The sequence below is a fragment of the Streptomyces sp. NPDC058632 genome, from assembly GCF_042717095.1.
Lineage (GTDB): Bacteria > Actinomycetota > Actinomycetes > Streptomycetales > Streptomycetaceae > Streptomyces.
Genome location: NZ_JBHXQZ010000012.1, coordinates 44198 through 55078, shown reverse-complemented (window position 1 = coordinate 55078; position 10881 = coordinate 44198). Strand labels below are relative to the sequence as shown.

9 protein-coding genes are annotated in these 10881 nt (G+C 73.6%); 4 read left to right on the top strand and 5 right to left on the bottom strand.

Annotation, left to right across the window (positions count from 1 at the left end; all coding sequences use genetic code 11):
* Nucleotides 1-215: 215 nt before the first annotated feature.
* A complete protein-coding gene (locus tag ACFWVE_RS07320) occupies nt 216-2114 on the bottom strand; it encodes a glycoside hydrolase family 3 protein (RefSeq protein WP_384009137.1) in 1899 nt (632 codons plus the stop codon).
* A 390-nt stretch (nt 2115-2504) separates the two neighbouring features.
* Nucleotides 2505-3440: a LysR family transcriptional regulator gene (locus tag ACFWVE_RS07315; protein WP_384009135.1), complete on the bottom strand. Its 936-nt coding sequence runs from the start codon at nt 3438-3440 to the stop codon at nt 2505-2507.
* Between the two features lie 90 nt (nt 3441-3530).
* Here ACFWVE_RS07315 and ACFWVE_RS07310 point away from each other — a divergent pair, with 90 nt between their 5' ends.
* On the top strand, nt 3531-4550 hold the full coding sequence (locus ACFWVE_RS07310; protein WP_384009133.1) for an EamA family transporter: 1020 nt from the start codon (nt 3531-3533) through the stop codon (nt 4548-4550).
* 89 nt (nt 4551-4639) lie between these two features.
* Here ACFWVE_RS07310 and ACFWVE_RS07305 read toward each other — a convergent pair whose 3' ends face one another.
* The 3 genes from ACFWVE_RS07305 to ACFWVE_RS07295 form a co-directional block, all read right to left on the bottom strand.
* A complete protein-coding gene (locus tag ACFWVE_RS07305; RefSeq protein WP_384009130.1) occupies nt 4640-5440 on the bottom strand; it encodes a sugar phosphate isomerase/epimerase family protein in 801 nt (266 codons plus the stop codon).
* A gap of 139 nt (nt 5441-5579) precedes the next feature.
* On the bottom strand, nt 5580-6188 hold the full coding sequence (locus ACFWVE_RS07300; protein WP_384009128.1) for a dihydrofolate reductase family protein: 609 nt from the start codon (nt 6186-6188) through the stop codon (nt 5580-5582).
* Between the two features lie 143 nt (nt 6189-6331).
* Complete coding sequence (locus ACFWVE_RS07295; protein WP_384009126.1) at nt 6332-7378, bottom strand: LacI family DNA-binding transcriptional regulator; 1047 nt, start codon at nt 7376-7378, stop codon at nt 6332-6334.
* A 321-nt stretch (nt 7379-7699) separates the two neighbouring features.
* Here ACFWVE_RS07295 and ACFWVE_RS07290 point away from each other — a divergent pair, with 321 nt between their 5' ends.
* The 3 genes from ACFWVE_RS07290 to ACFWVE_RS07280 are packed head-to-tail and all read left to right on the top strand — an operon-like array spanning nt 7700 to nt 10841.
* On the top strand, nt 7700-8851 hold the full coding sequence (locus ACFWVE_RS07290; protein WP_384009123.1) for a Gfo/Idh/MocA family protein: 1152 nt from the start codon (nt 7700-7702) through the stop codon (nt 8849-8851).
* On the top strand, nt 8848-9999 hold the full coding sequence (locus ACFWVE_RS07285) for a dihydrodipicolinate synthase family protein (RefSeq protein ID WP_384009121.1): 1152 nt from the start codon (nt 8848-8850) through the stop codon (nt 9997-9999). Before ACFWVE_RS07290 ends, ACFWVE_RS07285 begins: the two co-directional genes overlap by 4 nt.
* Nucleotides 10000-10040: 41 nt before the next feature.
* Complete coding sequence (locus ACFWVE_RS07280) at nt 10041-10841, top strand: sugar phosphate isomerase/epimerase family protein (RefSeq protein ID WP_384009201.1); 801 nt, start codon at nt 10041-10043, stop codon at nt 10839-10841.
* Nucleotides 10842-10881 lie beyond the last annotated feature (40 nt).

The following is a 10881-nucleotide window of genomic DNA, read 5'->3' as shown; positions in this document are numbered from 1 at the left end:
TATACAAACAAAATTCTCTTCGTCGCCCGCTTCTTTTTTTTATACGCCCCCGCCCACCCCCCCCCCCACCCCCCCCGCCCCGCGGCCCCCGCCGCGGCGCCCCACGCCAGACATACGGCATGCTTTGCGCACGTTGGTGAGGGTGCGTCGGGTGTGTGACGTACGGGCGCTACGTCAGGCGGGCCACCCGGGTGCGCGGGGCCCGGAGGCCGTGGTCAGTACGTCAGCCCGTGCCCGACCGGGTACAGCACCGCCGCCGGGTCGTCCGCCCGCTGCACCGGCACCGGCAGCGTCCCGCGCGGCTCCACCCGGCCCGCGATCACCCGGGCCGCCGCCCGCAGTTCCACGTCGGTCCAGGAGTACGTCGCCAGGTACGCCGGTACGGCGGGCAGATGGGCCACGTCGTACGGGTTGCGGATCGCCACCGCGACCACCGGCCTGCCGGTCGCCAGGAGCCGCTCGACCAGCGTCCGCTGGCTGCTCGCCGCCGTCACGTTGTACGTCCCGACGACCACGGCGTCCGCCTCCCGCGCGGCGGCCACGGCCCGCTCGATCGTGGCCGCGGACGGTGCCGTACCGGTGGACAGGGCGGTGGCGGTGAATCCCAGTTCCTCCAGTGCGCCCGCCAGCACACCGGTCGGCGGTCCCGTCGTACCGGACGGGGAGGCCGGGTCGGCGCCCACGACCAGCAGCTTCGGCTGCCGGCGCCGGGACAGCGGCAGCACGCGGTCCTCGTTGACCAGCAGGGTGGTGGTCCGTTCGGCGATCCGGTCGGCCGCCGCCCGGTGCGCGCGGGTGCCGACCGTGCGGTCCACCCCGTCCGGGGAGGCGTACGGGTCCTTGAACAGGCCCAGTTTCGCCTTCAGGCGCAGCACGCGCAGGATCGATTCGTCGAGCCGGGCCTCGGTCAGTTCGCCGTCCTGGACGGCCTTCAGGACGGCGTTCCACGCCACGTCCAGGGACGGCGGGTTGAGCAGCTGGTCCACACCCGCCTTCAGGGCCAGCACCGGCACCCGGTCGTCGCCGTACTTCGTCCGCACTCCCTCCATGCCGAGGGAGTCGGTGACCACGACCCCGTCGTAGCCCAGCTCCTCGCGGAGGATGCCGGTGAGGATCGGGCGGGAGAGGGTCGCCGGGTCGTCGGAGGCGTCGAGCGCCGGGACCATCAGATGGGCCGTCATGATCGAGTCGATGCCCGCGGCGATCGCCGCCCGGAACGGCGGCGCGTCCAACCGCTCCCACTGCTCACGGCTGTGGGTGATCACCGGGAAGCCGGTGTGGCTGTCGACGGCGGTGTCGCCGTGCCCGGGGAAGTGCTTGGCGGTCGCCGCGACACCCGACTGCTGGAACCCGGCGACCTCGGCGGCCACCAGCCGCGCCACCGCCCGGGGCTCGGACCCGAAGGACCGTACGCCGATGACCGGGTTGGCCGGGTTGACGTTCACGTCGGCCACCGGGGCGTAGTCCTGACGGATGCCCAGGGCGCGCAGCTCGCGTCCGGCGATCCGGCCGAGGTCGCGCGCGTCGGAGCGGGAGGCGCCCGCACCGACGGCCATCGCGCCGGGGAACAGGGTCGCCGGCGCGCCGACGCGGGCGACGATGCCGTGCTCCTGGTCGGTGGAGATGAGCACCGGCAGCCCGCGCGGCAGGCCGAGGGACGCCTTCTGGATGCCGTTGGAGAGGTTCGCGATCTGGTGCGGATCGCGGGTGTTGTGCGCCCAGGTGAAGTAGATGATGCCGCCGACCCGGTACTTCTCCAGCAGTTCGGCGGCCGTGCGCACGCCGATCTCCTCGAGGTTGGCGTCGATGTCCGCCTGGTCGGGGTCGGTGGCGGAGTGACCGTAGACCCGCGTCACGAACAGCTGGCCGACCTTCTCCTCCAGGGTCATCCGGGAGAGGAGGGCACGGAGTTTCCGGTCGTCCGGGGAGGCGGGGGCCGAGGGGGCGCCGGAGGTGCCGGCCGCGTGCGCGGCGGCTCCGGCGGCGAGGACGGTGGTGACCGCCGTCGTCGCGGCGAGGACGGCACGTCTGGACGGACGCGCGGCGCTCCCCGTGTTTCCTGCGTTCTCCGTGTTTCCCGTGTTTCCTGTGCTTCCCGTGCTGATGTCGGGCACGTGCGCTCCTTTGGGAGGTGATCCGCGGGGGATCCGCTGAAGGAAACTTCCAGTAGGTCACCAATATCCGGGAAGTTTCTGCCAGTCAAGGGTGTGTGCGGTGGGCGCGGTCGGCCGGGGATGCGGGCGGGGCCGCCATCGGCGCTTCGGGAGGGGGCGCGCCGATGGCGGCGGTGCTGCCGGCCGCGGCGCGGCGGAGAGGGTGGGTCGGCGGTCGCAGCCAGTGGCGAGTGGCCGACACCGCGCCGCAGGGGCTCCTCCGGCAGTCCGCGTATTGGACGGGAGGGGACGGGCGGGGGTTCCCGGGTGCGGGCGGAAATCTCGGATAGGGGCGGACGTCCGGACCTGGGGCGACTGGGGCGACTGGGGCGACTGGGGCGACTGGGGTGACTAGGGCATCTGGGGCACGGTGGGCCGATGTGCCGAGACGGCGGGCCAGTGGGCGCGCAGGGTGCGGACGGTCTCCGCGATCGCCGGACGGCGGGCCGCGCCGTCCCGCCACAGTGCGTACAGATGCCGTACGGGCATCGGGTCGAGCGGGACCTCCACCACCCCGTCGGGCAGCGGGCCGCGCCCGAGCCGGGGGATCAGCGCGACACCGAGCCCGGCCGCGACCAGGGCGACCAGGGTCGGGTTCTCGTCCGCCTGGTGCACGATGTCCGGCTCGTGCCCGGCGGTACGCAGGGTGCGCACCAGCCACTCGTGGCACACCCGCCCCGGCGGCTGGCAGATCCACCGCTCGCCGCCCAGCTCCTCGCGCCGTACCGGCGTGCCGCGCTCCGCGAACGGATGCCCGCGCGGCACCAGCAGATCGCACAGGTCGTCCCCGATGACCGCCTGCTCCACACCCGCCGGGGCGGGCAGCGGTGCGATGTCCCAGTCGTGCGCGACGACGAGATCGACCGCGCCCTTGGCGACCAGGTCCACGGACAGGTGCGGGTCGATCTCGGTCAGCCGGGTGTCGAGCGCGGGATGCCGCCGCGCCAGGTCGGCCAGGACGGGCGGCATCAGCCCGCGGGCCGCCGACGCGAAGGCGGCGATGGTCAGCCGCCCGGACGGCACCCCGCGCCGCTCCTCCAGCTCGGTCTCGGCCCGCTCCACGATCGCCAGCAGCTCCTGCGCGGTGGCGACGAGGTGGTACGCCGCGTCGGTCAGCCGCACGCCCCGGCCCTCCCGCTCCAGCAGCACGGTCCTGGTCTCCCGCTCCAGCTTGGCGATCTGCTGGGAGACGGCGGAGGAGGTGTAGCCGAGCGCCGCGGCGGCGGCCCCGACGGTGCCGTGCACGGACACGGCGTGCAGGGCGCGCAGGCGCTGGAGGTCGAGCATGACGGCTCCCCGATCGGTAAGCGGTGCTTCACCCCACCATGCAGGAATCTTCGCTGGTGCTGAAGGGTCACGGGCGGTGATCCTCGACGTATGCGTCCTTCCCACGCCCTGCTCGCCGTTCTCGTCGCCGCCGTCTGGGGCGTGAACTTCGTCGTCATCGAGATCGGCCTCGACCACTTCCCGCCGCTGCTGTTCTCCGCGCTGCGCTTCCTCGTGGCGGCGGTCCCGGCGGTCTTCCTGGTGGGGCGCCCGAAGGCGGCGTGGAAGTGGATCGCGGGGGTGGGACTCGCGCTCGGGGTGGCCAAGTTCGGGCTGGTGTTCGTCGGCATGGACGCGGGCATGCCGGCCGGACTGACCTCCCTGGTGCTCCAGATCCAGGCGGTGTTCACGGCCCTGTTCGCGTTCCTGCTCCTCGGCGAACGGCCCGCGCGCGTCGGGCTGGTGGGCATGGCGGTGGCCCTGGCCGGAATCGGCGTCGCCGCCGTCGACGAGGGCACCTCGGGCCCTCTGGGAGCGTTCGCCCTGATCATCGCCGCGGCCGCCTGCTGGGGCGTGTCGAACGTGCTGACCCGCAGGGCCGCACCCGACGACGCCCTGAACTTCATGATCTGGGTGAGCACGGTGCCGGTCCTGCCGCTGCTGGCGCTCTCGCTGCTCCTGGAGGGCCCGTCGCGGGACCTGGAGGCACTGGACGCGCTGGACCTGCCAGGGGCGGGCGCCCTGCTGTTCGTCGCCTGGGGCGCCACCGTGTTCGGCTTCGGGGCCTGGGGGTGGCTGCTGCGCCGCCACCCCGCGTCCACGGTGGCGCCGTTCTCCCTGCTGGTGCCGGTCTTCGGAATGTCGTCGGCCGCCCTCTTCCTGGGCGAGCCGGTGAGCCCGTTGCGGTGGTGGGCGGCGGTGCTGCTGGTGGGCGGCGTGGCACTCGCGTCGTTCGGGGGCCGGGACCGGCGGGCGGGCCGGGGGAAGTCATCCGCCGACGAGGCCGACGAGGCCGACGAGGCCGCCGGGAACGCGGGCCGGCCCGTCCACGGGGCGGGCGGACCCGTTGATGAGGCGGGCGGGACCGCCGGCCCGGGGAGGATGCCCGGCCTCGCCGGGAAGGCGAACTGACCCGCCGGGGGTGCGGCCGGGCCCGTCGGCGGGGCGGACGGGGCCGCCGGCCGGGGGACCGCCCCCGCCGTCCGGTCGGCGGCGGCCGGTCACGCCGACTCGTTGAGGAGGCGGGAGAGGTGGGTGCGGGCGGGGCCGAGGAGGTCGGGGAGCGGGGCGGCCTTCTCGTACCAGCGCTTCTCGTACTCCCAGCAGAGCCAGCCGTCCCAGCCGTGGCGGGAGAGGATCTCCACGCAGTCGGCCAGTGGGAGGACGCCCTCGCCGAGGGGGAGCGGGGTGGTGTCCTCGACGGAGGCGATGTCCTTGACCTGGACGTAGCCGAGGTGGGGGGAGAGGGCCGCGTAGCTCTCCGCGGGCTGCTCGCCGCCCAGCCAGGTGTGCATCACGTCCCAGAGGGCGCCCACCTGGCGGTGACCCACGAGGCCGAGGATCCGCATCGCGTCGGCGCCAGTGCGGTGGGAGTCGTGGGTCTCCAGCAGGATGCGGACACCGAGGTCGGCCGCGTACTCGGCGGCCGTGCCCAGCCGCCGGGCGGCCGTCGCGTCGGCCTCCTCGGGGGTCTGGTCGGGGGAGCCGCCCGGGAAGACCCGAATAAAGGGGGCGCCGAGGTCGCGGGCGAGACCGAGGAGGGCGCGGATCTCCGCGACGACGACCTCGTCGTCGCCCGGCGCGGCGACCCTGGTGTAGCCCGCGACGCTCAGGACCTCGATGCCGGCCGCCTTGAACTCGGCGGCGACATCGGCCCGTTCGGCGGGGGAGAGGCCGGGATGGACCGGTTCCTCAGGGTGCGCGCGCAGTTCGACGCCGTGATAACCGTGCGTGGTCGCGAGACGCAGTACGTCGGCCATCGGAAGGCCGGGGACACCGAGGGTGGAGAACGCCAGCTTCATGAAAACGGACCCTACCCGGGACCCACGGCGGTCACTCCCCCTCGTCGCGCCGGTGTCGCGCGGGTCCGGGGCGGGGCGCCGGTCCGGTCGTCCGGGCGGCGCCCCCGCACGAGCGTCGCCCGGCCCCGACGGGCCCGGCCTACGCCCCGGCAGGCGTCTCCGTGGCACGGCGGTAGACACACACCTGGGCGCCGGACTTCGCGGTCGTCGCCGAGACCAGCTCGAACGGGCGCTTCGCGCCGTCCATGGGGAAGACCGACTTGCCGCCGCCCAGGACCACCGGCATGACGAGGAGCTGGAGCTCGTCCACCAGGTCCTCGCTCAGCAGGGTGCGGGCGAGCGTGGGGCTGCCCATCATCACGAGGTCGCCGCCCCCGGCCGCGCGCAGCTCCCGGATCCGGGCGACGGCCTCCCCGGCGGGAAGGAGCCGGCTGTTGTTCCAGGTCAGCTCGGACTCGCCGAGGGTGCTGGAGACGACGTACTTCGGCAGGCTGTTGATCCGGTCGGCGAAGGGGTCCCCGGCCTGCCGGGGCCACGCCTCGGCCATGGTCTGCCAGGTGCGGCGCCCGTACAGGAGCCCGTCGGCCTTCTCCAGCGCCGCGTCGAAGGCGCCGCCGAGGACCTCCGGGTCGAAGTAGGCGTGCGACCAGCCGCCGTGGGTGAAACCGCCGTCGGTGTCCTCCTCGGGGCCACCGGGGGCCTGCACGACACCGTCGAGGCTGATGAACTCGATGATCACGATACGCATGGCTGCCGCTCCTGTGGTCCGCTGAGGCGATGACGGAAGTGCAGACCGACGGTAGCGGCGGAACTCGTCGCCGCCGCCGAAAACCCCGTACTCCGACCGGGCGGGACAGATACCGGCGCCGGCACCGGCACCGGCCCAAGGGCTCACACCCGAGGCGCCCCCGAGGACCCCCGCACCATCAACTCGCCCCGCACGGAAGCGATCCCCCCGGGCGGCGGCTCCTCGCGGCCCATCGCGATGCGGCCGGCCCGCGCCCCCGCCTCGGCGAGCGGCAGCCGTACCGTCGTCAGGGCGGGCACCGCGTCGATGCTGAACGGGAGGTCGTCGAAACCGGCGACCGACACGTCGTCGGGGATCTTCCGGCCGGAGTCCCGCAGCGCCGCGCACGCGCCCAGCGCGACGGAGTCGTTCGCCGCGACCACCGCCGTCAACTCCGGGTCTCTGCGCAGGAGTTCGAGGGCGGCCTCGTAGCCGGAGCGGCGGTCGTAGCGACCGTGGACGGTCCAGCGGGGGTCCTCCTCGATGCCGTGCGCGGCGAGCGCGGCCCGGTGCCCCTCGAGACGGTGGCGGGTGGTGGTGCGCTCCTGCGGGCCCGCGACGTAGCCGAGGCGGCGGTGGCCGAGCCCGATCAGATGCTCGGTGAGCTCCCGGCCGCCGCCGCGGTTGTCGAAGGTCAGCGCGATCGCCCCGGTGTCCGGCGCCGGCGGCCGGCCGCACAGCACCACCCGGGTCCCGGCCTCCGCCAGCCTGCGCAGCTTCGCGTCCATCGCCGCCCGGTGCGGGGCGTCCTCGATGGCACCGCCGGTCAGCACCACCGCCGCGGCCCGCTGGCGCTGGAGCAGTGTCAGATACGTCAGTTCGCGCTCCGGGGAGCCGCCCGTGTTGCACACGACCGCGAGTCTCTCCCCGCCGGCCCGCCCGCCCGGACCCCCGATCTCGCCCTGGATCGCGCTCGCCATGATCCCGAAGAACGGGTCGGCGATGTCGTTCACCAGGATGCCCACCAGGTCGGAGGTGGCGGCGGCCAGGGCGCTCGCGGGGCCGTTGAGCACGTAGTCGAGTTCGTCCACGGCCTTCAGCACCCGCTCGCGGGTGGAAGCCGCCACGGGATAGTTCCCGTTCAGCACGCGCGACACCGTCGCGGGGGAGACCTGCGCGCGGGCCGCCACGTCCGCCAGGGTCACCGTCATCTCTCGTCCTCCGGTCGCGCATCTCGTCGTATCGGCGCCGGCCGCCGTCTCCGGGCGCGTCCGGGCGTCTCCGGGCACGGACCCGATGTCCCGCCCCCGACCAGACCCTATGGCCCCGCGCCCAGTTGTTCGCCCCCTCGAACAACTCGGGTTCTCCGTGCTCTTGTCCGGACCGCCGTTCAGAGGCTAGCTTCTAGCTACATAGAAAGCGCTTGCTGTGACGTTCACCAGTACCCGTCGCGCGCCGGCCGCCACTCGCCGGCCGGTGCGTGACGGGTGGGGCGTACGCGGCTCGCGGGGACCGCGTACGAAGGGAACGACGTGACACGCAAGACGGTGCGTATCGCCATGAACGGTGTGACGGGGCGGATGGGCTACCGGCAGCACCTCGTCCGCTCCATCCTGGCCCTGCGCGAACAGGGCGGCCTCGACCTCGGTGACGGCACCGTGCTGTGGCCGGAGCCGGTCCTGGTCGGCCGCCGCGAGCACGCGCTGCGGGCGCTCGCCGAGCGGCACGGCCTGGAGCACGTCTCCACCGACGTGGACGCGGTGCTCGCCGACGAGAGCATCGACATCTACTTCGACGCCCAGGTCACCTCCGCCCGTGAGGAGGCCCTCACCAAGGCGATCGCCGCCGGCAAGCACATCTACACCGAGAAGCCGACCGCCACCGGCCTCGACGGCGCCCTGGAACTGGCCCGGCTGGCGAACGCCGCCGGGATCAAGCACGGCGTGGTGCAGGACAAGCTGTTCCTGCCGGGCCTGCTCAAGCTGAAGCGGCTCATCGACGGCGGCTTCTTCGGCCGGATCCTGTCGGTGCGCGGCGAGTTCGGCTACTGGGTCTTCGAGGGCGACTGGCAGGACGCGCAGCGCCCGTCCTGGAACTACCGCGCCGAGGACGGCGGCGGCATCGTCGTCGACATGTTCCCGCACTGGGAGTACGTGCTGCACGAGCTGTTCGGCCGCGTGCGCTCCGTCCAGGCCCTGACCGCCACCCACGTCCCGCAGCGCTGGGACGAGAACGGCAAGCCCTACGACGCCACCGCCGACGACGCCGCCTACGGCGTCTTCGAGCTCGAGGGCGGCGCCGTCGCCCAGATCAACTCCTCCTGGGCGGTCCGCGTCAACCGCGACGAACTCGTCGAGTTCCAGGTCGACGGCACCGAGGGCTCCGCCGTGGCCGGGCTGCGGGGCTGCCGCGTCCAGCACCGCTCCGCCACCCCCAAGCCCGTCTGGAACCCGGACATCCCCGCCACCGAGGACTTCCGCGACCAGTGGCAGGAGGTCCCGGACAACGGCGAGTTCGACAACGGCTTCAAGGCCCAGTGGGAGCTGTTCCTCAAGCACGTCTACGCCGACGCCCCCTACCACTGGGACCTGCTGGCCGGCGCCCGCGGCGTCCAGCTCGCCGAGCTGGGCCTGAGGTCGTCGGCCGAGGGCCGCCGCCTCGACGTACCGGAGATCTCACTGTGACCATCGAACTGCCCGACGCACAGGGCCGGCTGCGGACCTACGAGCCCCGCACCGAGCCCCTGACGGTGTCCGCCGGAGCCCCCTTCACCTCCCGTACGGTCTTCTCCGCGGCACACGTCGTCGCCGACCCGTACGCCGACACGACCCCCGACTCGCCCGCCGCCGTCGACTGGGACGCCACCCTCGCCTTCCGCCGCCACCTGTGGTCGCACGGCCTGGGCGTCGCCGAGGCGATGGACACCGCCCAGCGCGGCATGGGCCTGGACTGGGCGGGCGCGGCCGAGCTGATCCGCCGCTCCGCCGCCGAGGCGAAGGCCGTCGGCGGCCGCATCGCCTGCGGCGTCGGCACCGACCAGCTCGCCGCGGGCACGCTCGAGGAGGTGCGGGCGGCCTACGAGGAACAGCTGCTGCTCGTCGAGGAGTCGGGCGCGCAGGCCATCCTGATGGCGTCCCGCGCCCTGGCCGCCGCGGCCCGCTCCCCCGAGGACTACCTCGAGATGTACGGGTACCTGCTGCGCCAGTCCGCCGAGCCGGTGATCCTGCACTGGCTCGGCCCGATGTTCGACCCGGCGCTCGAGGGCTACTGGGGCTCCTCCGACCTGGACGCGGCCACCGAGACCTTCCTGGAGGTCATCGCCGCCCACCCCGACAAGGTCGACGGCATCAAGGTCTCGCTCCTCGACGCCCGGCGCGAGGTCGAACTGCGCCGCCGCCTGCCGCAGGGCGTGCGCTGCTACACCGGCGACGACTTCCACTACCCCGAGCTGATCGCGGGCGACGAGCAGGGCTTCAGCCACGCCCTGCTCGGCATCTTCGACCCGCTCGGCCCGCTGGCGGCCCAGGCCGTCCGCGCCCTGGACACCGGGGACACGGCGGGCTTCCGCGCCCTGCTCGACCCGACGGTGGAGCTGAGCCGGCACCTCTTCCGGGCACCCACCCGCTTCTACAAGACGGGCGTGGTGTTCCTGGCCTGGCTGGCCGGCCACCAGAGCCACTTCGCCATGGTGGGCGGCCTGCAGTCGGCCCGCTCGCTGCCGCACCTCGCCCGCGCCTACGAACTCGCCGACGGCCTGGGCCTGTTCCCCGACCCGAAGCTCGCCGAGGACCGCATGCGGACCCTGCTGCACCTGTACGGGGTGACCCCGTGACCGGCCCCGTCAACGCTCTCGCGCGTTTCAGTGTCAACCAGATGACGGTCAAGCAGCTGTCGCTGCCGGAACTCGTCGACGGCTGCCGCGACCTGGGCATCCCTGCCGTCGGCCTGTGGCGCGCACCCGTCCAGGCCTACGGCGTGGACGCGGCGGCGAAACTGGTCCGGGACGCGGGCCTCACGGTGACGACCCTGTGCCGGGGCGGCTTCCTCACCGCGACCGACCCCGCAGAGCGGGCCGCGGCCCTGGCCGACAACCGCCGCGCCGTCGACGAGGCCGCCACCCTGGGCACCGACACCCTGGTCCTGGTCTCCGGCGGCCTCCCGGCCGGCTCCAAGGACCTGCGCGGCGCCCGCGAACGCATCGCGGACGCCCTGGCGGAGCTGGGCCCGTACGCCGAGGAGCACGGGGTGCGCCTCGCCATCGAGCCGCTGCACCCCATGTACGCCTCCGACCGCTGCGTGGTCTCCACCCTCGCCCAGGCCCTGGACCTCGCCGAACGGTTCCCGGCCCGGCAGGTCGGCGTCACCGTCGACACGTACCACATCTGGTGGGACGACACGGCGCCCGCGCAGATCGTCCGGGCCGGCGCCCAGGACCGCATCCACACCTTCCAGCTCGCCGACTGGACCACACCGCTGCCCGAGGGCGTCCTCAACGGCCGCGGCCAGATCGGCGACGGCGCCATCGACATGCGGGAGTGGCAGGGGTACGTGGAGGCGGCCGGCTACACCGGGGCCATCGAGGTCGAACTCTTCAACGACGTCCTGTGGGCCCGGGACGGCCGCGAGGTCCTGGCGGAGACGGCACGGAGGTTCACGGAGAACGTCCGGCCGTGAGAAGTGAGAAGTGAGAGGTGAGCGGCGACCCGGGTCCTGT

Excerpts from the sequence above, each read along its gene's own strand:
- ACFWVE_RS07295 (WP_384009126.1), bottom strand. The coding sequence starts at position 7,378 with ATGACGGTGACCCTGGCGGACGTGGCGGCCCGCGCGCAGGTCTCCCCC.
- ACFWVE_RS07280 (WP_384009201.1), top strand. The coding sequence starts at position 10,041 with ATGACGGTCAAGCAGCTGTCGCTGCCGGAACTCGTCGACGGCTGCCGC.
- ACFWVE_RS07310 (WP_384009133.1), top strand. The coding sequence starts at position 3,531 with ATGCGTCCTTCCCACGCCCTGCTCGCCGTTCTCGTCGCCGCCGTCTGG.
- ACFWVE_RS07315 (WP_384009135.1), bottom strand. The coding sequence starts at position 3,440 with ATGCTCGACCTCCAGCGCCTGCGCGCCCTGCACGCCGTGTCCGTGCAC.
- ACFWVE_RS07300 (WP_384009128.1), bottom strand. The coding sequence starts at position 6,188 with ATGCGTATCGTGATCATCGAGTTCATCAGCCTCGACGGTGTCGTGCAG.
- ACFWVE_RS07305 (WP_384009130.1), bottom strand. The coding sequence starts at position 5,440 with ATGAAGCTGGCGTTCTCCACCCTCGGTGTCCCCGGCCTTCCGATGGCC.